The organism is Streptomyces sp. WZ.A104, from assembly GCF_002382885.1.
Taxonomy (GTDB): Bacteria; Actinomycetota; Actinomycetes; order Streptomycetales; family Streptomycetaceae; genus Streptomyces.
The window spans coordinates 21,672-48,061 of the sequence record NZ_NWVL01000005.1 but is presented as its reverse complement, the minus strand read 5'-3'; the positions used below and the strand labels follow the sequence as shown (position 1 = coordinate 48,061).

The following is a 26,390-nucleotide window of genomic DNA, read 5'->3' as shown; positions in this document are numbered from 1 at the left end:
CTCATCTGCCTGCCGGAATTGCGGAAAAGTTTACACCGAAGCTTCAACGATACCGTTCAGTGTATGACTTCGGACATCAAAGACACCGTCCATGCTCTCGACGCGACCTCCGTCATGAGGCTGTTCCCGGCCCGGCCGCGGCTGCTCGCCCTGGGGGAGCCCACCCACGGCGTGGAGACCCCGCTCCGTCTGCGTAACGAGCTCTTCCGGCAGCTGGTGGAGCAGGAGGGCTACCGGACGATCGCGATCGAGAGCGACTGCCTGATGGCACTGCTCGTGGACGAGTACGTCGCGTTCGGCACGGGCACACTCGACGCGGCCATGGAGCACGGCTTCAGCCACGGGTGGGGTGCGTCCGCGGCCAACCGCGAACTCGTCGGCTGGATGCGCACGTTCAACGACGGACGCCCCCTCGTCGACCGGGTCCGCTTCGCCGGTTTCGACGGTCCGGTGGAGATCACTCACGCCGCGAGCCCCCGGCAGGCCCTCACCGCGCTCCACGGGTACCTCGCGGCCCAGGTGGAAGCGGACATGCTGCCCTGCTCCGCCGAGACGCTCGACGGTCTGCTCGGTCCCGATGACCGGTGGACGGACGCCGCCGCGATGACGGACCCGGCGTCCTCCGTGGGGCGGTCGGACGGGGCCCTTCACCTGCGCCTCCTCGCCGATGACCTCGTGGCGTTGCTCGACGCGCAGACACCGCACCTGATCACGGCGACGTCCCGGGAGGAGAGGGACCGGGCGTCGCTGTACGGTCGCACCGCGCTGGGCCTGCTGCGGTACCACTACTGGATGGCCGACGCCTCGCCGAGCCGCATGGCGCGCATGATGGGCCTGCGGGACCGGATGATGGCCGAGAACCTTCTCGCCGTCGTCGAGCGGGGCCCGGCCCTGGCCCATGGCCACAACGGGCATCTCCAGCGCGAGCGGAGCAGCACCCTGATGGGCGGGCTGCCGCTGGAGTGGTGGAGCGCCGGCGCCCTGGTCAGCACCCGTCCGGGTGAGCGCTACGGGTTCCTCGCCACCGCGCTCGGCACCCTGCGCCACCAGGGCGTGGACACCCCGCCGCCGGACACCGTCGAAGGACTGCTCTACGAGCTCCCCGAGGAACGCTTCCTCCTCGACGCCCCCCCGGCTGGCCGGCGCCCTCGCCGACGCGCGCCGCGCCCGGCGCGTGTCCCCCTACTTCGGCTACTCCCCCCTGGACCCCGGGCACTTGTCCGGGATCGACGGTCTCGTCTTCATCAAGGACATTCCGGAGGACGAAGAGGCGCCCGGAACGTCGCGGGGATGACCCTCCCCCGGCCGGGAATATCGGAGGCGGACCGCTGTTGATCACACCATGGCTACTGTGACGCATGAGGCATTCGGACGGGTCGGTATCTGGAGCAGCGCCCTGCATGGTTCGCGGGTGGACGACCCGGGCAGGAAGGCGATCGCCGAAGCGGTGGCCGAGCTGGAGGAGTTGGGCTACGGCACGGTGTGGATCGGGGGCAGCCCCTCGCCCGACGACGCGGCGGACCTCGTCGCCGCCACCCGTACGCTCACCGTGGCCACCGGCATCCTGAGCATCTGGGGCCACGCCGCCGAGGACGTGGCCGCGCGGATCGCGGCGATCGACGCGAGCGCGCGCGGGCGGTTCGTCCTCGGTCTGGGCGTCAGCCACGGACCGTTGGTGCCGCAGTACGCGAAGCCGTACAGCGCGATGGTGGCCTATCTCGACGCGCTGGACGCCGGCGCTCCACCCGTGGAGCCCGGCCGCAGGGTGCTGGCGGCGCTCGGCCCGAAGATGCTGAAGCTCGCGGCCGGGCGGGCTCTGGGCGCCCACCCCTATCTCGTCACCAGCGAGCACACGGCGGAGGCCCGCGAGGCCCTCGGGCCTCAGGCGCTGCTCGCTCCGGAGCTGTCGGTGGTGCTCGACACCGACCTCGACCGGGCCCGCACGACCGCCCGGAACATGCTGGGGATGTACCTGCAACTGCCCAACTACACCGCCAACCTGCTGCGCCTGGGGTTCTCGGAGAACGACTTCGAGGGCGGCGGCAGCCTCCGGCTTCTGGACGCCCTGTTCGCCATCGGCGACGCCGACCGTGTCAAGGCCCGGACCCAGGAGTACTTCGACGCGGGCGCCGACCATGTCGCCCTTCAGGTGCTCACCGCCGACGAGGACGGCCCGGGTCTGCCCCGGGCCGCATGGCGTGAGCTGGCGGCGGCGTTCGGCGACGACCTGTAGTTCAGTTGAAGTGGCCGGTCAGCGGGTGCAGTTGCTGATCGAGGACGTCGTACCCGCCCTCCACGCGGATGAGTTGACCGGCCACAGCACCGAAGTCGTCGTCGGCGACCAGTGCGACGGTCCGTGCCGCGTCCTCGGGCTCGACGAGCCGGGTGAGAACGGAACGGTCCGTCAGATACTTCTGGAGGCCCTCGCTGAATCCCTGGCCGGAGGACTCGGTGCGGACCGCGCCGAACGCGATGGTGTTCACCGTGACGCCGTACTGCGCGCCGACCCCCGCGACATGGCGGCTGAAGGTGTTGAGGGCCGCCTTCGCCGTGGAATGGGCCACGGCCATGCCGATGTAGTCGGCGGCGGTGCTCGATATGAAGATGATGCGGCCCGCCCGCTGCTCGCGCATCACGGCCAGGGCGCGCTGGCTGAGGAAGAAGACCCCGGACAGCTCGCCGTTGACCTTGTCCGCGAAGGCTTCCCAGGAGAGCTCGGTCAGCGGCGCGAATGAGGGGTTGACGGTGTTGGCGTTGCAGACGAGCACGTCGATGTGTCCGTGCTCGCCGCGCACTTCCTCGATGAGAGCGGCGACCTCGTCCGCGTCGCAGACGTCGGCCCGCACCGCCCGGGCCGAGCCGCCCTGCTTCTCGATCGCCTCGACGACGGATGCCGCGGCGTCCGCGTTGCTGCGGTAGTTGACCACCACGTGATATCCGCGCCGACCGAATTCCCGTGCGGTCGCCGCACCGATTCCACGGCCGGCTCCGCTGATCAACGCGACACGCTCGTGCTGTTTCACGATGCTCTCCTCAGGGATTCGACTGAAACGGTTCTCACCGTATCGCCGGGGATATACACCGTGTCACTGCGGGACGACCACAGGTTCCGGGATTTCAGTCCACCGTCACGGACGTCTCGAAGCGAATCACGTCACGGGCGAAATCCACCGCTTCGGCCGCCGCGCCCGACGCGCCGAGAACGGAACCGCTCGCATAGAGACCGTCGATGATCAGCATGATCCGGTCACCCAGACGGTCGGGGTTGGCGGCCGAGGTCTGCCGGGCCAGGGCGCGGAGCTGCTCCCGTACGGTCTTGAAGTGTTCGACGGAGACCCGGTGGGCGGGATGGTCCGGGTGGGGAAATTCAGCGTGGGTGTTGCGCAGTGAACAACCACGGGTTCCGGGAGCCATCGCCTGCACCGCACGGACCACTTCGACGAGCTGCTCCTCAGGCGTGCCCGACTTCTCCGCCGCGCTTTCCAGCGTCCTGTCCCAGTCCTGCGTACAGCGCTGGAGATATGCCACGACCAGCTTGTCCTTGCTGGCGAATTCCCGGTAGAGGAGCTGCTTGCCGTAGCCGAGCTCGTCGATGATCTGCTGCATTCCGACGGCGTGCACGCCGTAGCGGTCGAACAGGTCGGCCGCGACATCCAGGATGCGGTCGTGTGCGTCGGACGTGGGTTTGCGCGCCATGAGTTCACAGCCTATCAGACCGATCGGTCCGAACGGGAGTTCCCCGACGGACCGATCGGTCCGCCTTGCGGGCGAAGCCCGTTGACATCCCACTCCGGGCATGGCCATGCTGTGGCCGTCCGCGTTTCAGACCGATCGGTCCGCTCGTGGTGACCGCTCGGCTCCCCTGGAGGTTCCATGTCCGCCCCGCCCCCCTCGAACGCCTTGTTCACCTCGATGACCCCCAAGGCCTACGCGATGCTGAGCGTCCTGTGCGGCGCGTTATTCCTCGACGCCCTCGACGTCTCGATGAAGGGCGTGGCCCTCCCTGCCATCGGTTCCGCGCTCGACATGTCGACCAGTGCCCTGCAGTGGGTGATCACCGGATACGTGGTCGGATTCGGTGGCTTCCTCCTGCTCGGCGGGCGCGCCGCCGACCTCTTCGGGCGCCGCCGGATGCTGCTCGTCTCTCTCATGGTGTTCGTCGTCGGCTCCGCCGTCGGCGGCGCCGCCCCGAACGGGGATGTGCTGATCGCGGCGCGTTTCGTCACCGGTGTCGGCGCCGCGTTCAGCGCCCCGGCGGGCTTCTCGATCATCACCACGAGCTTCGCCGAGGGCCACATGCGCAACAAGGCCCTGTCGATCTTCACCGCGACCGGCGCCACGGGCATGGCCCTCGGCATGGTCATCGGCGGCCTCCTCACCGATCTGCACTGGCGCTGGGTGTTCTTCGCCCCGGCCGCGGTCGGCCTCATCGCGTTCCTCGCCGGTCTCTCCTTCATCCCGCGCTCGCCCCACCCCCGGGGCGGCGCGAAGGACTTCGACATCGCCGGAGCCGTCACCATCACCGCGACCATGCTGCTCGTGGTGTTCACCCTGGTCCAAGCGCCGGAGGCAGGCTGGACGTCGGCTCGCACCCTGTTGTCGCTGCTGGTCGCGCTGGCGTTGCTCGTCCTCTTCACCACCATCCAGCGAAGGGTCCCCTCGCCGCTCGTGCGGCTGGACATTCTGCGCTCCCCCGCGCTGATTCGCGCCAACATCGGCGCCATGGCGCTGATCGGCGCCTGGATCGGTGTCCTGTTCACCATGACGCTGTACCTCCAGGACTTCCGCGGCTGGTCGGCGATGGAGGCCGGCTTCGCGGTGAGCCCCGTCGGACTGGTCGCCGCCGTGCTCTCGACCCGGATCGCCGCGCCGCTGGTCGGCCGCTTCGGGGTGGACCGGGTGATCCTCGCGGGGCTGACGTCGGCCGCCCTGGCGTACGCCCTGCTCCAGTTCCTCTCCGCCGACTCCGGCTACACCGCCCTGCTGCTGCCCTCCTTCCTCCTGATCGGCCTCGGATTCTCGCTGGCGTACGGGCCACTGACCATGGCAGCGGCCGACAGCGTCTCGGTGCAGGACCAGGGCGTGGCCGGCGGCCTGGTGAACACCTCGTTCCAGATCGGGCCGGCGCTCGGTCTGAGCGTGGTGACCGCGGTCAACGCCGCGAATACCGGAGACACCCCGGACGCGTTCCTGCACGGCCTGCGTCTCTCACTGGTGGTGCCGCTGGTCTTCGCCCTGATCGGAGTGGTCACCATGCTGCCCGCGCTGCGCCGGCGCAAGCCGTCTCCCGCGGCGGCTCCCGTACCGCAGCAGGAGACCGCACACGGGTGAGCGCACGGCACGGCCCCCGGGACACGCCTCGGGGGCCTACGGGATCAGGGCGGGGGCGGCGCACTCCGGCGGATCACCAGGGCCAGCGCCAGTCCTGGTTGTCGGGCACCACCCAGTAGTGGTCGAGCTCGACCCCGGCGAAGTACCAGCGGCCGCCCTGCCGGACGTAGGTGTCGGTGAACTGGCCGATGCTCTGGTGGATCTCGCTCGCCCGGTCGAAACGGATCTTCTCCGCGAAGAACGACACGCCCTTCGCCTCGTCCGGGCCGAGAATCTCCACCTGGTGCCCCTGTATGAAGTTCTTGAACGATATCTCGGAAGCACCGCGCTGGAATTCCAGGATCTTCTTCGGCAGCGCGCTGTAGAAGTCACGGACGCCCGCACCACCGTGCGCCTGCCCGAAATCCCCGTAGTCGAGATGTGCGTCATCCGCGAACAGGCCGCCCAGGGCATCCCATTCGGCGTTGTTCAGACAGCGGTGGAACTCCGCCCGCAGCCTCTGCAGTTCATGAATGCTCTCCAGCTCCCGCACGCGCTCGGAGAGCTGTGCCACCGTACGGACGAGATCCGATTCGTTGCCCATGACGTTTCCTTTCACTCAGAACACCACCGTTCAGGGAGAACGACGATGAAAACCATGGTTGTTTCAGGCGGCACCTCCGGAATCGGGGAGGCCCTCGCCCACACCTATCTGAAGCGCGGGGACCGCGTCGCCGTCATCGGCCCCAACCCGGACAAGGGGAAGAGTTTCCTCGCCGCCGCGGCCGGCCTGGGCGCCGAGGAGCGGGCCTCCTTCATCCGGGCGGACCTGAGTCTCGTCAGCGAGAACGAGCGGGTCGTCAAGGAGATCGAGGAGCGCTTTCCTGTCGTGGACGCGCTGGTGCTGTGTGCGCGGTTCTTCCGTTCGTACCGGCGTGTGACATCCGAAGGGTTCGAACACAACTTCGCGCTGTACTACCTGAGCCGCTTCCTGCTCGGGTACGGACTGGTCGGCCTCCTGGAGAAGGCACCCTCGCCGGTCATCATGAACGTGGCGGGCCCGGGCGTCGACGCGGGCGGGATCCACTGGAACGACCTCGGTTTCGAGCACGGCTACGACGGCTGGGCGGCGATGTTCCAGGGCGGAAAGCTCAATGACCTCCTCGGCGCCTCGTTCGCCGCCGAACACCGCGGCTACCGCACCCGGTACGTCCTCAACTTCCCCGGTGGTACGGCGACCGGGTTCGCCGGCGAGTTCGATCCGGCCACCGCTGCCCGCATCCAGGAGATGCTGCGGTACGCGAATCCGGTGGAGGTGGGCATCGCGCCGATCGTCGCGGCCATCGACGCCCCGCCGGCCGAGCCCCTGAGCGCCTTCTTCGAGGGCCGACGGCTCAGCACACAACTCCCTTCCTTCGACCAGCAGGAGGCACTGCGGCTCGACGCCCTCACCCGGGAAGTGCTCGCACGCTGAGACCACCGCCCCGGACCCGCTCACCTCCCGCGCAGCCCCCCGGCCGCCGTCCCCACCCCCAGGGCGGCGGCCAGCGCCGTCGCCAGCAGCGGTGCCCGGTAGCCGTCGGTGACGGTGGCGAGCCCGGCGACCAGCGGCAGCATGAGGACGCTGCCGATCTGTACCCCGGTCTGGTAGACCGGCACGGCCGTGGACCGCAGCGCGGGTTCCACGCTCTGCGTCGCCTGGAGGTTCAGGGCCGCGAAGGAGAGCACGAACGCGGCCTCCACCAGGATCAGCGCGGGCAGCAGCCCGGCCGCGTACGTGTGGGGCTCCGGGCTCAGCAGAGCGTAGAGCTGTCCGGCAAGGGCGCAGAGCGCGCCTGAGGCGATCAGTCGTGCCGTGCCGAATCGGCGGATCACAAGCCCCGCGTACGGCACCGAAAGAGCCAGGGGAACGCTCGCGGGCAGCAGGGCCAGCGCGATCTGCCAGGGCTCCCAGCCCCAGCCGTCCCCGGCCCGGAACGTAACGAGCAGAAGCAGTCCGATGTAGGAGCCGTTGAGGGCGGAGGCGCCCAGGGTCGCCCTCGCCAAAGGCCCGTTCCGCAGGACCGCCGCGACCGGTCGGAGTGAGGCCTGCCGGGCGGAGCCGGGGATCACCTTCAGCCCCCACACCAGGAGCACCAGGGCCACCGGGGCAGGCAGCAGGAACGTCCAGCGCCAGTCGGCGGCGACCAGAGCCCCGGAGAACAGCAGACCCGCGGTGAACCCGGCCGCGCCGAACAACGAGTAGACCGACACCGCCCGGCGCTGCGCCGGTCCGCTCGGGAAGGTCGTGCCGATGAGCGCGAGCCCGGCCGGGGCGGTCAGCGCCGCGCACGCCCCCTTGACGACACGTGAGGCGATCAGCAGCTCCGTACTGTCGCCGAGACCGCCGACGAGGGAGGCGAGCGCGAAGACCAGCATCGCGGCGAGGTAGACGCGGCGCAGCCCCCACCGGCCCGAGAGCACGGGCCCCAGGAGCAACATCGCGGCGAAGCCGAGGGCGAAGCCGCTCATCAGCCACTGCACCGACCACAGGGTCAGTCCCAGGTCGGCGGCGATCGTCGGCAGGGCCACCAGGACCACGGAGACCTCGACCGCATCGAGGAGCATGTTCCCCGACAGGACGACGAGCAGCGGCCGGTGCTGCCCTATGCCCGCCCGTCCCGCGGCCGCCTCGGTGGAGGTCCTACCGCTCACCGGCCCCGCACCTCGGCGAGCAGCTTCGGCAGTCGTTCACTGACCAGTTCGATGTGCCGGGTCACCAGGTCGTCGGGCATCCCCGCGATGCTCGCCCAGAAGATGAGGTGCTTGACCGGGAGTCCCTCGGTGCGCTCGTGGATGCGTACCGCTGCTTCTTCGGGGGTGAGGACCTCCAGGGTCGACCAGGACCCGTCGTCGGCGCGCTTCTCGGGGAAGTCCTCCGCCTTCAGCAGTGGCGGAGCGGGGTGATCGGTGCCTTCCACGGACCCGGTGCGGTAGGAGTTCATCTGATGGACCAGGTGCGGGGCGATCCGGGGCCAGGCGGCCTCGGGGTCGTCGGCCAGGATCACCGGCAGCAGGTCGGAGACCCGGGCGACGGACGGGTCGTGGCCGCCCTCCTCCAGGCCCGTACGGTAGTGCTCGTACATGGCGTGGTTGATATGGAGCAGACCGATGCCGAGGCGTCCCGCGATCCGTGCGCCGCGCGGCCCGTAGAAGCCGCCCCACACGGGTACCGGGCGCTGGATCGGCCCGGGGGTGATGCCGCCCTCGGCCCACAGGCGCCGGACCTCGGCGATGTTCTTCTCGACCCGCCCGATGCGGCCCTCGAACTCGGATTCGAACAGCTGGTATTCGGGCACCCGGTATCCGGCCCCGACGCCCAGCTCCAGCCGGCCGCCGCTGATCAGGTCGACGACCGCGGCGTCCTCGGCGAGTTGTGCGGGCCTGCGCAGGTTGGGGAGCACGACCGCGGTTCCGATGCGGCAGTCGCGGGTACGGGCGGCGGCGGCCGCGGCGAACACCAGCGGCTGCGGCAGATAGCCGTCCTCGAAGAGGTGGTGCTCGGTGAACCAGAGACCGCCGACGCCTCGCCGGTCCGCTTCCTCGCAGAGCTCCAGCGCGTGCGCGTAGTGGTCGGCCCACGGCCGGTGCCAGGCGTCCGGGTTGCGCAGGTCGAAGAGGAGTCCCGTGTCCATGCTCTGTTCTCCGTTCATGATCGGCGTGCTCAAGTGAGGGTGTCCTGCCAGCTTCTGGGGCCCTCGAAGCCGGAGGACCGTTCGGGGCGGCGCCACGGGGCGGCAGTGCGCCCGGGGTGGCCGGACTCCGGTGGTGGGGCGGTGAGGCGGGTGAACAGGGCGGTGGTGACGGCGGCGAGCTCCGCCGCGTCGGGTGAGCCCTTCTCGATCCGCAGGAGCAGCGGCTCCTCCCGGCCGGGGGCGGCGTTCACTGGGGCGGGTTGCCGTGCTTGCGGCGCGGCAGGTCGGCGTCCTTGCGCTGGAGCATCGCGAAGGAGCGGATGAGGACGGCCCGCGTGTCGCCCGGGTCGATCACATCGTCGACCAGGCCGCGTTCGGCCGCGTAGTAGGGGTGTACGAGCTCCCGCCGGTATTCCTTGATCTTCTGCTCGCGGGTGGTCGCCGGGTCGTCGGAGGCGGCGATCTCGCGCCGGAAGACCACGTCCGCGGCTGCTTCCGCACCCATCACCGCGATCTCGTTGGTGGGCCAGGCCAGGGCGAGGTCCGTGCCGATGGAGCGCGAGTCCATCACGATGTACGCACCGCCGTACGCCTTGCGGAGCACCACGGAGATCCGCGGCACGGTGGCGTTGCAGTAGGCGTACAGCAGCTTGGCGCCACGCCGGATGATGCCACCGTGCTCCTGGTCCACGCCGGGCAGGAAGCCCGGCACGTCCACGAGCGTCAGGAGGGGGATGTTGAAGGCGTCGCAGAACTGGACGAATCTGGCGCCCTTCTCGCTCGCGGTGATGTCCAGGACACCGGCCAGGGCGGCGGGCTGGCTCCCGACCACGCCGACGACCCGGCCGTCGAGCCGGGCCAGTGCGCAGACCAGGTTGGTACCCCACTGGGCGTGGACCTCCATGTAGTCCTCGTCGTCGACGAGTTCGGCGATGACGTCGCGGATGTCGTAGGAGCGGTTGCCGTCGGCCGGGACCAGTTCGAGGAGGCGGTCCACCCTGCGGTCCGCCGGATCGCCGGTGACGACGGCGGGCGGCAGTTCACGGTTGTTGGCGGGCAGCAGCGACAGGAGCCAGCGCACCTCGGCCAGGCAGGTCTCCTCGTCGTCGTGGACGAAGTGCGCGACGCCCGACGTGGAGCCGTGCACATCGGCCCCGCCCAGCCCGTCCTGTGAGACCTCCTCCCCGGTGACCGTGCGGACCACGTCGGGGCCGGTGATGAACATCTGCGCTATCCCGCGGACCGCGAAGACGAAGTCGGTCAGCGCCGGGGAGTAGGCGGCTCCCCCCGCGCAGGGGCCGAGCATCACGCTGATCTGCGGGATGACCCCGGATGCCCGGGTGTTGCGCTGGAAGATGCCGCCGTATCCGGCCAGTGCCGAGACGCCTTCCTGGATACGGGCGCCCGCGCCGTCGTTCAGGGACACCAGCGGACCGCCCGAAGCGATGGCCATGTCCATGATCTTCTGGATCTTCTGCGCGTGCGCCTCTCCCAGCGCGCCCCCGAAGATCCGGAAGTCGTGCGCGTACACGAATACGGTGCGTCCCTCGACGGTTCCCCAGCCGGTGACCACACCGTCGGAGTGCGGCCGTTTGGCCTCAAGACCGAATCCCGTGGCCCGGTGCCGCCGCAGTGGCTCGACCTCGGTGAAGCTGCCCGGATCCAGCAGGAGATCGATGCGTTCGTACGCGGTGAGCTTGCCCTTGGCGTGCTGGCGCTCCGTTGCCGCGGGATCGGGTCCGACCCGGGCGGACTTCTTCAACTCGATGAGTTCACCGAGGTGTTCGGCAATGCTCGGCGTTGCTTGTACGGTCGTCACCGGTCCTCCTGCTCGTCTCGGATGCCGCGGCGGTCAGCCCAGCAGGGTGCCACCGCTTGCGTCGATGAAGGCTCCGGTGATCCACCGGGCCTCGTGGGTGGCGAGGAAGGTCACCACGTCCGCGACGTCCACCGCCTCGCCGACGCGTTTGAACGCCGACAGCTGAGCCATCTGCTCCACGGCCTCGGGGATGTCGAAGACCGGGCCGCCGTTGTTGGTGATGCCGGGCGCCACGCTGTTGACGGTGATGCCGCGCGGCGCCAGGTGGCGCGCGAAGTGCAGGGTGATCTGCTCGACCGCGCCCTTGGTCATGGAGTACGCGACCTGGTCGGGGTTGGCGCAGCGGGTGAGGCCGGAGGAGATGTTGATGATGCGGCCGCCGTCGCGGAGCAGGGCGAGAGCGCGCTGCACGATGAAGAACGGGGCCTTGGCGTTCACCGCGAAGAGCCGCTCGAACTCCTCGGGCGTGACATCCTCCGGCCGCACCCCGGCGGGGGTGGTCACCGCCGCGTTGTTGACCACGATGTCGAGGGTCGTGGCGCCGGTGCGCTCCTTGAGACCGCGCTCCAGTCCCAGGAAGAGTTCGTGCACGTCTCCGGGGACACCGAGTTCGGCCCGGACCTTGAAGGCCCGTCCCCCGTCCTTCTCGATCAGTTCGACGGTTTCGCGCGCCGCGTCCTCGTTGGACGCGTAGTGCACCGCGACGAGTGCGCCCTCGGCGGCCAGCCGCTGGGCGGTGGCGCGGCCGATTCCCCGGCTGGAGCCGGTCACCAGCGCGGTCTTGTTCGTGAGCTTGGCCATCGTGGGAGTCCTGTCCTGTGAAGTCGTCGGGGAAGGGAGAGCGGGGAGCCCGTCGGCCCCCGCGCCGGCCGTAGGCGGCGCGCCGAGGCCGCTGATCATGCGGGCGAGCCGTCGGCGTACCGGCCCGAGGCGCATGAGCTCGGCGAAGAGCTCGCGCAGCGGCTCCACCTCGTGCCCGCCGAGCAGTAGCGTCGACTGCGCCTGGATGTTGGTGAGCGTGGCGGCCCCCACGGGGTGGCGCTCACGGTGGTACGCGTCCAGGGCGTCCCCGTCGGCCCCGGGACCGCCGCCCGTCGGGGCCCTGAGCTGCTCGGCGAGCCGTGCGCCGAGCGCGGCGGCGTCCTGGAGGCCGAGGTTGAGGGCCTGCCCGCCGACCGGCATCTGTACGTGGGCGGCGTCTCCGGCGAGCAGGACCCGGCCCCGGCGGTAGCGGGCGGCCTGGCGTCGGGCGTCGTCGAAGGCGTTCAGCCACCGGGGGGTCCCGTGGCCGATGTCCTCACCGGTGACGTGTGCCCAGGCCCGCACGATCTCGTCGAACTCCGGCTCCCCGGCGTGGCGCCGGGGCTCCGTGCCGAAGACGTGCACCATGACCCGGGTGCTGCCGTCCGGCCAGCGGTGGGCGGTGGCCAGTCCGTCGGGCAGGCGCTCGAACCGACGGTCGGGGACATGGATTCCGGTGACGTCGGCCCGCAGCATCTCGCGGCCCGCCGGCCGGCCGGGGAACGTGAAGCCCGCCAGGTCCCGTACGGCGGACCGCCAGCCGTCGCAGCCGACGACATACGATCCGGTCAGCTCCTCGGCCGGGCCGCCGGCCGGTTCCGTCGCGGCGGTCGCGACCAGCACGCGGTCGCCGCGGTCCGCCAGGGCGACGAGCTGTCGCCCTCGCAGTATCCGCGCCCCCAGCTCGACGGCCCGCTCCTGGAGCACCGCCTCCATCCTGGTCTGGGGACACTTCCACTGTCCCGCGTGCGGATGGCCCGGCTCGGCCTCGGCCAGGTCGAGCCGGATGCCGCCGAAGTGCCCCGGACCGCCGTCCGGGAGCGGGCCGAGCCGGTCGAGGACGCCGCGTTCGGCGAGCGCCTCCATCGTGCGGGCGTGCAGGGTGGACGCGCGTGATTCGGTCATCGGCGTGGTCAGCCGCTCCACCACGGTGACCCGCACCCCATGGGTGCGCAGGTCTCCGGCGAGGAGCAGCCCGACCGGACCGGCGCCGACCACGACCACGTCGGTGTCCACCGCGCTCCGGGGGGTGTGCACGGGCATCGGTCAGCGCCGCGCTTCCGCGTACTTCCTGGCGTGCTCCAGCGTGGCGCGGCTGTTGTTGCCGAGGGCGTTGCGAAGGAACTCCCTGGCTTCGGGGACGCCCGCGTCCGCTCCGAGGATCTTGGTGATGTTCGCGGCGTTGAGGACCACCGTGTGCTGCGAGCTCGCGGTGGTGGTGCCGTCGGGGGCCTCCTCGAAGAGCCAGTACCCGGTGTGGAGGTTCATCAGGGCGGGCAGCGTGGTCTGCTTGTAGGCGATGCGGTGGTGCGGGAAGCAGACCCGTACCGACTCGGTCGTGTGTGCCGAGCCGTCCTTGGTGAGGGTCTCCATCCGCAGGACCTGGAGGCCGGGGGTCTCCTCGGTGAGTTTGACGTCATTGACGTGCGGCAGCCGCTCGGTCCAGCGGTCGGCCTCGTTGACGAAGTCGAAGAGGTCCTTCGCGGAGCCTTCGACCGTGACGCTGTCCACGAAGGACAGCGTCAGCTCGTCGGTCCGGGTGGCTTCTTCGAGTCCGGCCTTGACCGAGGGGAGTTCGGCGCGGCTGTTGCGGTCGACGGCCTCGTCGATCCAGGCGAGGCCTTCGGGGTCGTCGTCGATCGCGCGGTACTCGTGGAGCAGCCAGAGCCGGGATTCCTCCTCCCCCAGCGGCTCCACGATCCAGGTGCCGCTCATCGACGCCACGGGTGGGGCGGAGATCTCCTGCCGGAACGTGATGCGCAGCCCGTCCGGATCGAGGTCCCGGATCGAGGTCCAGTTCTTGGCCTCGCCGTTCGCGGTGGCCCAGATACGTATCCGCTCCAGGCTTCCCTCACGCTCCAGGACGTCGACGTACACCGACGGCGGGAAGAGCCTCGGCCAGTTCTCCACCTCGGCAAGCAGTCGGTAGACGTCCTCGGCGGCGGCCAGGACGGTAATCTCGTGCTCGACCTCGCGGCCGGCTTGTACGGACACAGCTGTCTCCTCACTCAACGTGCTCAATGGGCAGGGAAGTCGCTACGGGGTATGGGGGATGGCGCCGTCAGAAGTTGCCCAGACCTCCGCAGACGTTCAGCGCCTGCGCGGTGATGGAGGCCGCCGGGTCGGAGGCGAGGTAGCCGACGAGTCCGGCGACCTCCTGCGGGGTGGAGTACCGGCCCAGGGGGATCTTCGCGCGGAACTTCTCCAGGATCGCGTCCTCGGACGTCTCGTAGGCGGCCGCGTACCCCTGCCGCACACGCTGCGCCATCGGCGTCTCGACGTAGCCGGGGCACACCGCGTTGACGGTGATCCCGGTCGGCGCCAGCTCGTTGCCCAGCGCCTTGGTGAATCCGACCACACCGTGCTTCGAGGCGGAGTACGGGGCGCCGAGCACCACGCCCTGCTTGCCCGCCGTGGAGGCGATGCTGATGATGCGGCCGCGCTTCTTCTCGCGCATGCCACCGGTGTTGAGGACTTCCCGGGTCACCTGGAACACACTGGTGAGGTTGGTGGCGATGACGTCGTCCCACAGGTCGTCGGCGATGTCCGCGGTGACCCCTCCCCCGCTGCGGCCCGCGTTGTTGACCAGGACGTCGATCGGCCCGAACCGGGCCACCGCCGCTCGCACGACGGCCTCGATGTCGTCCTTGGAGCGGACGTCGGCGGCCTCGCCGTCCACGTCGAGGTTCTCGTTCCGCAGGGCTTTGACGGTCTCGGCGACCGCGCTCGCGTCCCGGGCGCAGAGGAACACCCGGTGTCCCTGCTCGGCGAGGAGCCGGGCGGAAGCCAGGCCGATTCCGCTGGTGGCGCCGGTGACCAGCGCGACTTTGGCCGTGTTGTCGGTCATCAGGGTCTCCGATCAGGCGGACTGGGCGGCGGACAGCCGGTCGTTGACGAGGCGGATGAGTGCGCGGGGGGTGTTCGCCAGGGCGACCTCCTCCTCGTCCAGGTCGATGCCGTACTCGCGCTCGATGCGGCCGACGGTCTCCAGCATCGCCAGCGACTCGTAGCCGAGGTCCTCGAAGGTGGTGTCGGCGATGTCGCCGTTCAGATCCACGTTCTCGTCGGTTCCGGCGCCTTCCAGGAGCGTGGTCCTGAGGGCCTGGAGGGTGAATTCACTGGTGGTCATGGGTGTCCTTCCCTACGGGTCGCAGAGCGGCGTGGTCGGCTCCGCGCACGACCATCGCCGAGTTGAAGCCGCCGTGACCGCGGGCGAGCACGAGCGCGCTGCGCAGTTCGGCGGGACGGGGGGCGCCGGTCACGAGGTCGATCTCGTAGGACCTGGCCGGGGTGGAGGCGGCCGTCGGCGGCACGACCTGGTCGCGCATCGAGAGGAACGCGGCGGCGAGGTCCAGAGGAGCGGCACCGGAGTACAGCCGTCCTGTCGTGGTCTTGGGCGCGGTCACCGGCACCCCGCGGGGCCCGAAGACCTTGGTGATCGCCTCGGCCTCGGCCCGGTCCAGGTCCGGCAGGCCCGCGGCGTCGGCGAACACGACGCCGATGTCGTCGGCGACCATGTCCGCGTCTGCCAGGGCGAGTTGGATGGCGTTCTGCAGGGTGGGCGCACGGTCGCTGCCTGGCCTGGGGTCCACCGTCGACGCGTGCCCGGCGATCTCGCCGTACACCCGGGGCGCCGCACGCCGCTTCGCGTGTCCGGCGTCCTCGACGACCAGCAGCGCGCCGCCCTCACCCGGTACGTGCCCGGCGGCCCGGTCGTCGAAGGGGAGGTAGGCCCGCTCCGGGTCGTCGGAGGTGCTGAGGCGGCCTCCGGCCATCTGGGCGACCCACCCCCAGGGGCAGATCGACGCGTCGACCGCGCCCGAGATGACCATGCTGGTCCCCTTGCGGATCTGCCGGCGGGCCTGGGCGACCGCGTCGAGCCCTCCCGCCTGGTCACTGACCACGACGCTGCTGGGGCCGCGGAGGCCGCTGCGGATGGAGATCTGCCCGCTGTTGACCGCGTAGAACCAGGCGAAGGACTGGTACGCGCTGACGTACTGGCCGCCCTTGCTCCACAGCGCCCGCAGCTCGTTCTGGCCGAACTCGAAGCCGCCGGAGTGGCTCGCGGTGATCACTCCGATGTCGTACGTGGGCAGGTCGGCGGGGACCACACCGGCGTCCTCGAACGCCCAGTCGGCGCCGACCAGGGCGAGCCGGGTCATCCGGTCGGTCTGCGGCAGGAGCCGGCTGGGCAGGTGCTCCGCGGCGTCGAACCCGCTGACCTGGCCCGCCAGCCGGGACGGGTAGGGCGTGGGGTCGAAGTGCGTCACCCGTCCGATCGCGCTGCGGCCCGCGAGGGTGGCCGACCAGTAGTCCTCGATGCCGAGTCCGGTCGGCGCGACGATCCCGAGCCCGGTGACCAGTGCACGCGCGCTCATCGGGCGCCCCGCTCGGGCTTGGCCAGCACCATCGCGCTCTGGAATCCGCCGAAGCCGCTGCCCACGGAGAGCACGCTGTCGGTCTTCCAGTCGCGTGCGGTCAGCGGCACGTAGTCCAGGTCGCACTCCGGGTCGGGGTTGTGGAGATTCGCCGTCGGCGGCACCACGTCGTGGGTCATGGCGAGGACGGACGCTGCGATCTCGATCGAGCCGATGGCGCCGAGCGAGTGGCCGACCATCGACTTGATGGAGCTGACCGGGGTCCGGTGAGCGTGCTCCCCCAGGCTGCGCTTGAACGCCGCCGTCTCGTGCCGGTCGTTCTGCTTGGTCCCGGAACCGTGGGCGTTGATGTAGTCGATGTCCTCGGGGTTGAGCCGGGCCTCGTCCAGGGCGACCCTGATGGCCTCGGCCATCTCGGCGCCGTCGGGGCGGAGTCCGGTCATGTGGAACGCGTTCGAGCGTGTCGCGAATCCGGCGACCTCGGCGTAGATCCGCGCCCCGCGGGCACGGGCGCTGTCCAGTTCCTCCAGGACGAACACGGCCGATCCCTCACCCATGACGAAGCCGTTGCGGCTGGCGTCGAAGGGCCGCGAGGCGTGCTCGGGGTCGTCGTTGCGGGGCGTGGTGGCCTTGATCGCGTCGAAGCAGGCCACGGTGATCGGCGAGATGGGCGCGTCGGTCGCGCCCGCGATCATCACATCGGCCGAGCCTTCCCTGATGACGTCCGCGGCGTACCCCACCGCGTCCAGACCGGAGGTGCAGCCGGTGGACACCACCGTGCTCGGCCCCTCCGCGCCCACCGCCCACGCGACCTCGGTCGCGAAGGAGCTGGGGACCATGTGGTTGTACAGATGCGGGACCGCGTAGGCGTGGTCCACCAGTTCCAGTCGGCCGCCGTCGCTGACCGTGCGGTACTCCTGGTCCAGGCCGGTGGTCGCGCCGACCGCGCTGCCGATCGTCACCCCGGTCCGCTGCGGGACGAGGGCGGCGAACTCCAGTCCGCTGTCGGCGACCGCGTCGCGGGCGGTGACCACCGCGAACTGGGCGGCCCGGTCCATCCTGCGGATCTCCTGCGGGCCGAGTCCGGAGAGTTCGGCGTCGAAGTCGACCTCGGCGGCGATCTGCGAGCGGAACGGCGAGGGGTCGAAGAAGGAGATACGGCGGGTGGCCGTACGTCCGTCGGTGAGAAGCTTCCAGAACTCCTTGGGGCCCTTTCCGCCGGGGGCGGTGACTCCGACCCCGGTGATCACGACCCGGCGTCCGTACACCCCGCTCATCAGGCCCTCCAGTCGTAGAAGCGTCGGGCCATGGCGTCCTTGGGCGACCGCCAGGTGGCGGGGTCGTATGCCTGGATGTGCGGCTTCAGGTCCTGGCTGATGCGGACGAAGCGGGGGTCGGTCTTGGCCTCCTCGATCAGGTCCTCGCCGTTGTCCTCGTCGAAGTCCTGGAGGTGGAAGTAGAGGCCGCGGAACTCGAAGAGCCGGCGGCGGCGGGTGCCCATGCGGCCGGGAACATCCGTACGGTCGAAGGCTCCGAAGAGTTCGGCGACTTCCTCGGCCGAGCCGGATGCCATCCTGGCCACGATCAGCGTGCTGTGCATCATTCCCCTTCTCGTGTTCGTCGGGCCGGCCCGAACCAGCGGGCCAGCGCCATCGGCAGGTCGGAGTGGGAGCCCGGAGCGGCCCAGGCCACATGGCCGTCGGGACGCAGCAGGAGTGCGGTGGTGCCGGCCGGCAGGTGGTCGGCCGTGGGGTCGTGCGGGACGGCTGTCACCACGTCGATCCGGTCGGTCCATTCCCGGGCACGGCCGCGCAGCGTGGCGTTGTCCGCCAGGTCCAGCAGTACCCCGCGCCCCGTCCGCAGGAGTTCGCCGCTGCTGGTCTCCTTGCCCTCGTGAGTGAGCCGGAGCCGCGGCATGCGGGCCCCGAGCAGGGGATGCGCGCCGCCGCCCACGTCGTAGCGGATGTCCAGGCCGCTGACCCGGGCCGCCAGATGGCGTTCCACCTCGGGCAGGGTGAGGAGTTCGCCCAGGATCTCGCGAACCGGCCCGGCATCGGCGCCGCCGAGGATGAGGGAGCTCTGTGCCCGGGTGTTCGTGAGGAGCCTGCGGCCGACCTCGTGGCGTTCGTCGTGGTAGGAGTCGAGAAGCGTGTCGGGGGCGGTGCCGCGCACCACCGCCGCGAGCTTCCAGCCGAGGTTCACCGAGTCCTGGATGCTGGTGTTCATCCCCTGCCCACCGGCGGGCAGATGGACGTGCGCGGCGTCCCCGGCCAGCAGCACCCGGCCGCGCCGGTACGCGGTGACCTGCCGGGCGGCGTCGGTGAACGCGCTGACCCAGACTGGCTCCGCCCCGGAGATGTCACCGCCCGTCAGGCGCTTCCAGACATCGGCGACCTCGCTGAAGGCGGGCGGTGCGGTGCGCCGCTCGGGGGGCGTCGTGCCTCGCTCGCCCACGATGACGCGGTGGATGCCGCCCGGCAGTTGCGCGACCATCACCAGGCCGTCGTCGGTCCGGTCGATCACCATGCGGGGCGACAGATCCGCGCCTTTGATGTCGGCGAGGAAGAGTTCGGTGGTGGCGGGAGTTCCGGGGAAGTCGAAGCCGGCGGCCCGGCGAACGCCGCTGCGCCCTCCGTCACAGCCCACCAGGTAGCGGGCGCGCAGATTGGCCCCGTCGCCCGAGACGGTGACGGTCACCCCGTCGCCGTCCTCGACATGGCCTGTGACCTCGTGTCCGCGCCTGATGTCGGCGCCCAGGTCGCGGGCCCAGCGCTCCAGGACTCCCTCGGTCACGGACTGGGGAACGGTCCTCGCGGATGCGTGGGCGGCGCCCAGCGCCCCCAGGTCGAGGGGCAGGCCGCCGAAGTGCCCGGCCTCGCTGGTCTCGATCTCGCCGAAGCGGGAGAGAAGTCCCCGCTGGTCGAAGACTTCCATGGTCCGGATCGTGAACCCGATGCCGCGCGATTCTCCGGACGGTGCGGCCAGCCGGTCCAGCACGATGACGTCGACACCGGCGAGACGCAGTTCCCCGGCCAGCGCGAGCCCTGCGGGCCCGGCTCCCACGACAATGACTGAAGCATCCATACGTACCTCCCGAGGAGAACCGGCGCTATTTGGTCTCAAGGTTGTGGGCGATGCGCGCCAGTACGTCGTTGGCGGCGAGGAACTCGGCCTCGGATATCCCCGCGAGCGACTGGTCCGCATGCGCGTTCACCGCGGCCTCGGCCCGTGCATGCGCCGCCTCCCCGTCCTCGGTGAGGGAAATGGCCGTGCCGTCCGTTGTCACCCAGCCACGGGCCTCGAACTCCTTCACGATGGGGCCGTACGTCCCCGCCCGGTCCACCGCCAGGAAGGGGGAGAACGCCTCATCGATTCCGGCGACGGTATTCACCTGGATACTGATCGCGTGCAGCACCTGCCACTGACGCCGATTCAGGTTCTGTTCCGACAGTGCCCGCCGAGTGGCTTCGTCGAAAAGTTGATGCAGGTGCAGCAGCCAATATCCGATGCGCTTGGTCGTGTTCTGCTGAAGCATGCGAATTCCTGCCTCGGTGTACGTCGGTTGCGGCCGCAGCCCGGTGAGCGAATCCCGCTGAATTGATTTCGAGCCTGTCATCCGCACCGACTGGCACACAAGGGAACCGCGGGGAACCTGCGGGGCACCCGCAGGTTCCATTACGGGGCACCCACAGGGTCGCTGCGGCCCACCCGCAGATTCCCCCTCGCAGCAGCACACCTTTATTTCAACCGGGGAAACTCCGCCGAACAGAACACGAAAATGCCGCCCATCTCGGAGAGATGGGCGGCGCCGCGACGCGGTGTTCTCTAAGGGGCCACGACCCCCAGGGCGGTGACCAGCTCCTGCCGGCCCGAGATATCCAGCTTCCGGTACACACTGGACAAGTGGAATTCGACCGTCCGAACCGCCAGGAAGAGCGTCTCCGCTATCCTCCGGTTGCTGTATCCGGCCCGGGCCAGCTGGGCGATCTTGTTCTCCTGCCGGGTGAGCACACGACTGCCGTCGGGGTCGTTCAGGCGGGCCAGAGCCGGCTTCACGCGCCGCGCCCAGAAGGCGTTGCCGCACGCGTGGGCCACCTCGTCGACCTCCTCCAGCCGGCTGCGCCCGCCCACCACGTCCTTGCGTTCGGCCTGCATCATCCCGAGGTCGTAGAGCGCCTGCATCAGCTCGGACCTGGCGTGCCCGAGTTCGAGGAGCTGGACGGCCTCCTCCAGCAGGGCCGGGGACGTCCCGTCCCGGCGCGCCATGGCCACCGCGTGCAGCGCCGTGCCCACACCCCTGGCCGATCCCCACTTCCGGGCCGCGATCAGTTCGTCCTCGGCCAGCGCGAGTGCCAGGTCGTACCGCTGTACGGCCAGCGCCCCGAGGGCCGCCCTGGACCGCCAGGGAACGACAGCGGAGTTGACCACGTTGAGCGTGGCCAGAATCCGGCCGCAGGCGGTGTAGTCATCGATGGCGTGCCGGAACTGACCGGCGGCCATGTGCAGGGCACCCCTGGCCGCCAGCACGTGCACCCGGTCGGGCAGGTGGGAGCCGAGCCGGCCGACCAGCCCGTGGTCGAGGAGCACTTGGTGGGCCTGGTCGAACTCGCCCAGGTGGACCAGCGCCTCGATCAGCCAGGCGACCGTGAGGCAGATGGGCAACGTCGGCGCGCGGCGGGCGAGAAGCGCCTTCAGCAGCTCCGCGGCCCGCGCCACATCGCCCGACATCAGACTGCTGCGGGCCCTCAGGAGCGTCAGCAGTTCCTGGTGCCGGTCCGACCCGGCCCACACGGGATCACGGGCGAGCCGCTCGCACTGCGCGTCCGCCGAGACGAGGTCACCGGTGTAGTGCAGCGCCAGGATCGCCAGCCAGGCGCAGTGCGCCTCGGACCTGGCCGCGTCCGATTCCAGCACCCACTCGGTCTGTTCGGTGACCACCGCACGGCCCACCCCGAGATTGGCCAGTCCGATGCTCTGCACGGCGGCGCGCAATTCGGGCCGCATACCATCGACCTCACCACGGAGCACGATCCCCGGCGTGTAGGTGACCGCGGACCGGGACGGCGCCGACGGCCTGGCTAAGGCAGGGGCGCTCTCCTGTCCCCTTCCCTCCCATGCCGTGTGAACGGCTGCGTTGCGCCACCCTGGCGCAACCGGATCTGTGCGCCACGCGTGCCGCCCGGCGAAAACATCCGCTTTCCGATTGTTTTCGCACTCCGTCGCATTCATCTTTCCCCCATAACTGGCGATACGTACCAAGGTGTCGGCACACGGGCGCGGGCAACAGCATCGAGAATTCCCGATGCCCACCGCGGAAGGGAAGCACTTCGGGCAAAGTACAGGACCGGCGGGCACGACAGCGGGCCTGGCCGGCACCCTTCTTCTGGTGTGCGGCTCACCGGCCGCCGAAAACCGGCAAACATCGCGAGGACGGACCGCCTCGCGTGTACCCAGCCTCGCAGACCCGAGGAACTACCGGAACTGTGCACGCCATGCAATGAGGCATCCCAGCATCCCTTCAGCAATCCCACGACGCACACCGGGCTCCATTACCACCACAAAGCCGGGAAGCAGCACGCCGACAATTACTTCAACGTACACGAGTCACTTCGGCACTCTTCAAGACCGCTCGCCGTGAAGTCCGTCTCATCCACTGCGTGTTTACGACGCCCCCTATGCACGGGCGACATTAATTTCAGGTGTCAGCCGGTCCGGTCACGGCCTTCCGCCGCTCGGATTTCGAGGTCTCTGGCGAAGCGACGCCACTGGTCGGCGCACTGTTGTGCGGCCCAGACGGCATCGCCAAGCCGGTGGGCGGGCACACCTCCGGCCAGCCACCGCCATCGTTGGGCGTCCATCGAGTGCGCACTCCACAGCCTCAGCAGCGTGCGACCGGCCTCGGTGAAGCGCAGCGAGGGGTCCTTGCGCAGATTGGGGACGGCCGGGTGCGCGAAGCGCTGCGGCATCTGCACCACACATCTGCCGCCCCCCGTCGGCGACGGACCGGCGGCGGTCGGCGACCGCTCCTCCGTACCGCAAGCGAACGCTTCCTCCGTACCGCGAGCGGGCGCCTCCTCCGCACCGCGAGCGGACGCCGGGGCCGCCGCACCGTCATCGGGGACGCCCTCCCGTTCGGCGGCCCGCAGCTTCGGGGGCAGCGGACTCTCACCGGCCCGCAGCCTGGCCCGTACGTCTCTGGCCGTGGCGACCGCGACACCGGCCACGGCCGCCACCTCGCGCAGGGATGCCTCGGGCCTGGCACCGATGAATAGCGCCGCGCGCCGACGCCCCCGCGCGGCGTCGGCGTCGAGCGGGCGGACCCGTCCATCGCGGCCCGCCCGTGCGTTCAACTGCCCACGACGGCCGGTTGAACGGCTCCGCAGCGCGGCCACGGTGGTGGGCGACAGGCAGGCGATCTCGGCGATGCGGCGGTCGGACCACTGGGGGTGGCTCTCGACGAGGCGGGCGGCTGCCGCCGTCCGGTCGGCGTGCGAAAGAGGCATCCCCTGCCGTGTGTTGACCCTTACGGCCAGGACGAAGGCCTCGTCGAGCGTGCCCTCGACGAAGCTGACGCGGATACGTTCTTCTCCCCGCAGCACCGTGGCCCGCAGACGGTGGAAGCCGTCCACGACACGCATCGTGGGCCGGTGGACGACGATGGGCGGCAGCGGGACGTCCGAATCGGCGAGGGCCCGGGTGTGCCGAGTGTCCTCCGCCGCGACACGTGGACGACCCGAGACATGCAGGGCGTCGACGGATACCAGCTCCGTGCCGCGCCCGTACTCACTGTCTTCGACGACGTCGGCCAACCCATCGGACATCGTTGCTCCTCTTAGCGCGCTCCTGCCCGGGCGGATGTCAATGAAGTAAGCGAAGTGTCCAAGATATTATCACCCAAGTCTCCACCCAGCCAGCGGTGTTGGCTACTCTCCGTACAACGCACGGACAGCGGGACGAGCAGGACGAGCAGGAACGTCGGGCGATCCGACCGGGGAGCGTGAACCTTGTCAGCAGGTAGGGAGCAGTGTCGCGGCCAGTCGTTGGCCGAGCGGTTGAACGCGTTGTTCGCCATGGTGCGATGGCGCGACGCCCATGGGAGGCAACGGGAGTATTCGACGGCCGAGGTGGCCAAGGCGGTGACCGCCGATCCGTCCCACCCAGCGACGTTGTCGAGGAGCTACCTCGCGATGCTGCGCAACGGCTCACACACGAACCCGACGCTGGGCGTCCTCGACGGCCTGGTGAAGTTCTTCGACGACCACCGTGAGCCGGGGGCCGCTCCGATCACGATCCAGTCGCTGGTGGCGGGCAGAGATCCCGAAGACGAACTGCTCCGCGAGCAGTTGGCCAGCCGGCAGGTCCGGATGATCGCCATGAGGGCGGGCGCGATGACGCCTACGATGCGGGAACAGCTGCTCAAGATGATCGAGACCTTCGATCAGGACGCCCCCGCCGACCCCGGCGCCCAGCACTGAGGAAGGACGTCGTGGCCATACGCGAGCGCGAGCTCCGCCGCTACTGCAAACGTCTGTTGCGCCAACTCGACATCCGGCCACCGCTCCGCGTGGACGAACTGTGCCACCGGCTCGGCCTGAACCGCGGAAAGCCCATCCGGCTGATCCCCTGGGAGCTGCCCGCTCCCGGCCCCTTCGGCGTGTGGATATCCCGCACGGACGAGGAACACATTTTTTACCAGAAGGAGACGACCCGGGTACACCAGGACCACATCATCCTCCATGAGGTCGGCCACATCCTCGCCGATCACGAGGCCGACGCGCGCGCGGAGGAGGAGGTTCTGGGGATGAGCGGCACCGATCACCCCCGCGGTCTGATCACCCGGAGGCTCCACCGCACCTCCTACTCCGAGGACTACGAACGCGAGGCGGAGCTGGTCGCGACCATCATCCAGGAGTGGGCCGTCGTCATTGACCACACCACGGCGCGCGGCTGCGAGGACCCGTCCCTCGATCCGCTGCGTTCCGCGCTGGGTTCGCGCTGGGGGTGGAGGTGATCCTCCATGTGCCGGTGACCGTCATGCTGGTCATCGGCTTCGCGTGGAAAACCATCGATCTCGTCCGCGCCCCGCACGACCGAGTCCTGCGTCTGCTCGTCGCCTCGCTGTTCCTGCTCACGGTGGGCGACCTCCTGGGATTCGAGGAAGTCAGCGGCCGGGTGGACGAGTTGACGGCCGTCGGCGTCGGCAAGATCGCCTTCAACTGGGTCTACATGTGCGGCCTGGGCGTTCTCGTACTCTTCTTCACCGCCTCGACCAGTGACGCCCCCTCCCTTCACCGACGCCACGTCCGTCTGCACACCGGCCTGCTGGCCGCGGTCCTGGGGGCTCTGGTCGTCACCATGCTCGCCACCCCGCCCGCCCTGCGGGGCCATACGCTCTCCACCCCGCACATGGCCGAGCCGGCCATCGCCTCCTTCTACCTCATCGGCAACGCCTACTTCTTCTACGCGCACCTCACCTCGGGCCGCTGGGCGCTGCGCTACACGCGCCTGGCGTCCCGTTCCCTGGCCCCCAGCCTGCGGACCATGTCGATCGGGCTCTTCGGCTTGGCGGTCACCTCGGCCGTGCGGGTTCTCTGGGTGATCGTGCGGGCCGTCTCACCCGGTGCTCGACACGGTCAACCGAGCCCTCACCGATGTGGCCCTGGGGGCCGTGCTCATCGGCATCACCCTCTCCGCCGGAGTGCAGCTGGTGACCCACCTGCGTTCGGTCGCGCGCCACCGGCGGATGCACCACCAGCTCACTCCCCTGTGGACGGCGCTGGTCACGGCGTACCCGGACGTCGTCCTCAACCGGGAGCCACCCACGTCCCGGTGGGGCCGACTGCGGCTGCGCCACACCCACGCACGCTTCTACCGCCGCCTCATCGAATGCCGCGACGGGCTGGTCCGGTTGAGTCCCCACCTTGTCCGCGTGGCGCCCGGCACCGACCTCGCCCGCTGCGGGCCCGATCAGCTCGCCCTGCACATCCGTGCGGCGCTGGCCCGGAAACCGCTCGTCGAGGACCCGGACACGACGCATCCGGCCGTGCGCGTCGCCTCCCCGTCGGGCAACGACATGGACGCCGAGGCCCACGAGCTCATCGCCGTTTCCACCTCGTTCGCCGCGCTCACCACGCTCGGCCGTGGAGCGCCCGTGCCCTGCCGCTGAGCCTTCGGTCAGGATTCGGGCGCCGGTCGGCGGGAAGCGGGCACGCCGGGCTGCCGGACCTGCCCTCGCCGTGGGCGTGACCAGCACCGGTGCACCCGGGGAAACGGACACGAACGGGCCCAGGGGATTCAGTGAAGCGGCTGGTAGAAGCAGGGGAAGTGCTTGTAGAAACGACACATGAGCCCGAACGGACAGCGGGCTCCGCCCGACCGGGCCCAGCAGCGATCAGGGAAGTGCGCCGTGGACACCGAAGAACGCCGTCGGGGAATTCTGGACACGGCGCGACGGGACGGGTCGGTCGGAGTGAACGCCCTCGCGGACCTGTTCAAGGTGGCCAAGGAGACCGTCCGCCGGGATCTGCACGTGTTGGAGGAGCACGGCCTCGTCCGCCGTACCCACGGGGGCGCCTATCCCGTGGAGTCGGCGGGCTTCGAGACCACGCTCGCTGTCCGCACCACCCGTAATGTTCCGCAGAAGTCACGGATCGCGGCGGCCGCCGCGGATCTGCTCGGCGACGCCGAGACGGTCTTCGTCGACGAGGGCTTCACCCCGCAGCTCGTCGCCGAGGCACTGCCGAAGGACCGGCCGCTGACCGTGGTCACCGCCTCGCTGGCCGTCGCGACCGCGCTGGCCGGGGCGGAGAAGACGGCGGTGCTCCTGCTGGGCGGCCGGGTACGCGGTTCGACCATGGCGACGGTCGATCACTGGGCCAGCCGGATGCTCGCGGACTTCGTCATCGACCTGGCGTTCCTCGGGGCCAACGGCATCTCCCGCGAGTACGGCCTGACCACCCCGGACCCCGCCGTCGCCGAGGTCAAGGCGCAGGCCCTGCGCAGTTCCCGGCGGCGGGTCTTCGCCGGGATCCACAGCAAGTTCGGGGCGGTGAGCTTCTGCCGGTTCGCCGGTGTCGGAGATTTTGAAGCGATCGTCACCGACGCGGGACTCCCCTCGGCCGAGGCGCAGCGCTACTCCCTCCTCGGCCCCCAGGTCATCCGCGTCTGACCGGTACGGCTGCGCGCACC

Annotated in this window: 24 protein-coding genes and 2 pseudogenes; 8 read left to right on the top strand and 18 right to left on the bottom strand. The window is 70.1% G+C overall.

Going from position 1 to position 26,390, the window contains the following annotated elements:
* Positions 1-63: 63 nt before the first annotated feature.
* Positions 64-1,294: pseudogene (locus CIB93_RS03835) on the top strand (erythromycin esterase family protein).
* Between the two features lie 48 nt (positions 1,295-1,342).
* Positions 1,343-2,233: an LLM class F420-dependent oxidoreductase gene (locus CIB93_RS03830; protein ID WP_096624060.1), complete on the top strand. Its 891-nt coding sequence runs from the start codon at positions 1,343-1,345 to the stop codon at positions 2,231-2,233.
* Between the two features lies 1 nt (position 2,234).
* Here the strand turns inward: CIB93_RS03830 and CIB93_RS03825 are convergent, their stop codons facing one another.
* Positions 2,235-3,023 (bottom strand): SDR family oxidoreductase, encoded by a 789-nt coding sequence (locus CIB93_RS03825; protein ID WP_096624058.1) that lies wholly within the window; start codon positions 3,021-3,023, stop codon positions 2,235-2,237.
* Between the two features lie 94 nt (positions 3,024-3,117).
* A complete protein-coding gene (locus CIB93_RS03820) occupies positions 3,118-3,696 on the bottom strand; it encodes a TetR/AcrR family transcriptional regulator (protein WP_179499949.1) in 579 nt (192 codons plus the stop codon).
* 177 nt (positions 3,697-3,873) lie between these two features.
* Between CIB93_RS03820 and CIB93_RS03815 the strand changes: the two genes are divergently transcribed.
* The gene (locus CIB93_RS03815) at positions 3,874-5,331 is read left to right on the top strand and encodes an MFS transporter (protein ID WP_096624054.1); all 1,458 of its coding nucleotides are present in this window, start codon (positions 3,874-3,876) and stop codon (positions 5,329-5,331) included.
* Positions 5,332-5,404: 73 nt separating this feature from the next.
* Here CIB93_RS03815 and CIB93_RS03810 read toward each other — a convergent pair whose 3' ends face one another.
* The gene (locus CIB93_RS03810; protein ID WP_096624052.1) at positions 5,405-5,914 is read right to left on the bottom strand and encodes a nuclear transport factor 2 family protein; all 510 of its coding nucleotides are present in this window, start codon (positions 5,912-5,914) and stop codon (positions 5,405-5,407) included.
* Between the two features lie 54 nt (positions 5,915-5,968).
* Here CIB93_RS03810 and CIB93_RS03805 point away from each other — a divergent pair, with 54 nt between their 5' ends.
* Complete coding sequence (locus tag CIB93_RS03805) at positions 5,969-6,784, top strand: SDR family NAD(P)-dependent oxidoreductase (RefSeq protein ID WP_257001999.1); 816 nt, start codon at positions 5,969-5,971, stop codon at positions 6,782-6,784.
* A gap of 20 nt (positions 6,785-6,804) precedes the next feature.
* Here the strand turns inward: CIB93_RS03805 and CIB93_RS03800 are convergent, their stop codons facing one another.
* The 15 genes from CIB93_RS03800 to CIB93_RS03730 all read right to left on the bottom strand — a co-directional run bounded on the left by CIB93_RS03800 (position 6,805) and on the right by CIB93_RS03730 (position 23,023).
* A complete protein-coding gene (locus CIB93_RS03800) occupies positions 6,805-8,004 on the bottom strand; it encodes an MFS transporter (RefSeq protein ID WP_257001998.1) in 1,200 nt (399 codons plus the stop codon).
* Complete coding sequence (locus CIB93_RS03795) at positions 8,001-8,984, bottom strand: LLM class flavin-dependent oxidoreductase (RefSeq protein WP_096624048.1); 984 nt, start codon at positions 8,982-8,984, stop codon at positions 8,001-8,003. The genes CIB93_RS03800 and CIB93_RS03795 overlap by 4 nt, the downstream gene beginning before the upstream one ends.
* Positions 8,985-9,013: 29 nt before the next feature.
* Positions 9,014-9,235 (bottom strand): acyl-CoA carboxylase subunit epsilon, encoded by a 222-nt coding sequence (locus CIB93_RS03790; protein ID WP_179499948.1) that lies wholly within the window; start codon positions 9,233-9,235, stop codon positions 9,014-9,016.
* On the bottom strand, positions 9,232-10,803 hold the full coding sequence (locus CIB93_RS03785; RefSeq protein ID WP_096624046.1) for an acyl-CoA carboxylase subunit beta: 1,572 nt from the start codon (positions 10,801-10,803) through the stop codon (positions 9,232-9,234). The genes CIB93_RS03790 and CIB93_RS03785 overlap by 4 nt, the downstream gene beginning before the upstream one ends.
* Before the next feature lie 33 nt (positions 10,804-10,836).
* Positions 10,837-12,867, bottom strand: coding sequence for an SDR family oxidoreductase (locus CIB93_RS03780; protein ID WP_096624044.1), 2,031 nt, complete (start codon positions 12,865-12,867; stop codon positions 10,837-10,839).
* A 3-nt stretch (positions 12,868-12,870) separates the two neighbouring features.
* Positions 12,871-13,818: an aromatase/cyclase gene (locus CIB93_RS03775; RefSeq protein WP_257001997.1), complete on the bottom strand. Its 948-nt coding sequence runs from the start codon at positions 13,816-13,818 to the stop codon at positions 12,871-12,873.
* Between the two features lie 67 nt (positions 13,819-13,885).
* Complete coding sequence (gene fabG, locus CIB93_RS03770) at positions 13,886-14,671, bottom strand: 3-oxoacyl-ACP reductase FabG (protein WP_096624040.1); 786 nt, start codon at positions 14,669-14,671, stop codon at positions 13,886-13,888.
* 12 nt (positions 14,672-14,683) lie between these two features.
* On the bottom strand, positions 14,684-14,953 hold the full coding sequence (locus CIB93_RS03765; protein WP_096624038.1) for an acyl carrier protein: 270 nt from the start codon (positions 14,951-14,953) through the stop codon (positions 14,684-14,686).
* On the bottom strand, positions 14,940-16,202 hold the full coding sequence (locus CIB93_RS03760) for a ketosynthase chain-length factor (RefSeq protein ID WP_096624036.1): 1,263 nt from the start codon (positions 16,200-16,202) through the stop codon (positions 14,940-14,942). The genes CIB93_RS03765 and CIB93_RS03760 overlap by 14 nt, the downstream gene beginning before the upstream one ends.
* On the bottom strand, positions 16,199-17,479 hold the full coding sequence (locus CIB93_RS03755; RefSeq protein ID WP_096624034.1) for a beta-ketoacyl synthase: 1,281 nt from the start codon (positions 17,477-17,479) through the stop codon (positions 16,199-16,201). The genes CIB93_RS03760 and CIB93_RS03755 overlap by 4 nt, the downstream gene beginning before the upstream one ends.
* Positions 17,479-17,802, bottom strand: coding sequence for a TcmI family type II polyketide cyclase (locus CIB93_RS03750; protein ID WP_096624220.1), 324 nt, complete (start codon positions 17,800-17,802; stop codon positions 17,479-17,481). The genes CIB93_RS03755 and CIB93_RS03750 overlap by 1 nt, the downstream gene beginning before the upstream one ends.
* The gene (locus CIB93_RS03745) at positions 17,802-19,286 is read right to left on the bottom strand and encodes an FAD-dependent monooxygenase (protein WP_096624032.1); all 1,485 of its coding nucleotides are present in this window, start codon (positions 19,284-19,286) and stop codon (positions 17,802-17,804) included. Before CIB93_RS03745 ends, CIB93_RS03750 begins: the two co-directional genes overlap by 1 nt.
* A gap of 25 nt (positions 19,287-19,311) precedes the next feature.
* Positions 19,312-19,737 (bottom strand): MarR family winged helix-turn-helix transcriptional regulator, encoded by a 426-nt coding sequence (locus CIB93_RS03740; RefSeq protein WP_096624030.1) that lies wholly within the window; start codon positions 19,735-19,737, stop codon positions 19,312-19,314.
* Positions 19,738-20,027: 290 nt separating this feature from the next.
* Positions 20,028-21,206: a LuxR C-terminal-related transcriptional regulator gene (locus CIB93_RS03735; RefSeq protein ID WP_179499947.1), complete on the bottom strand. Its 1,179-nt coding sequence runs from the start codon at positions 21,204-21,206 to the stop codon at positions 20,028-20,030.
* A gap of 698 nt (positions 21,207-21,904) precedes the next feature.
* Positions 21,905-23,023, bottom strand: a complete 1,119-nt coding sequence (locus CIB93_RS03730; RefSeq protein WP_096624026.1) for a ParB/RepB/Spo0J family partition protein — start codon at positions 23,021-23,023, stop codon at positions 21,905-21,907.
* 183 nt (positions 23,024-23,206) lie between these two features.
* Between CIB93_RS03730 and CIB93_RS03725 the strand changes: the two genes are divergently transcribed.
* From CIB93_RS03725 to CIB93_RS03710, 4 genes and pseudogenes are all read left to right on the top strand, one after another.
* On the top strand, positions 23,207-23,677 hold the full coding sequence (locus CIB93_RS03725) for a hypothetical protein (protein ID WP_218839751.1): 471 nt from the start codon (positions 23,207-23,209) through the stop codon (positions 23,675-23,677).
* An 11-nt stretch (positions 23,678-23,688) separates the two neighbouring features.
* A complete protein-coding gene (locus CIB93_RS03720; RefSeq protein ID WP_096624022.1) occupies positions 23,689-24,213 on the top strand; it encodes a hypothetical protein in 525 nt (174 codons plus the stop codon).
* 23 nt (positions 24,214-24,236) lie between these two features.
* A pseudogene (locus CIB93_RS39395) lies at positions 24,237-25,368 on the top strand (MAB_1171c family putative transporter).
* A gap of 240 nt (positions 25,369-25,608) precedes the next feature.
* Positions 25,609-26,370: a DeoR/GlpR family DNA-binding transcription regulator gene (locus CIB93_RS03710; protein ID WP_096624020.1), complete on the top strand. Its 762-nt coding sequence runs from the start codon at positions 25,609-25,611 to the stop codon at positions 26,368-26,370.
* Positions 26,371-26,390 lie beyond the last annotated feature (20 nt).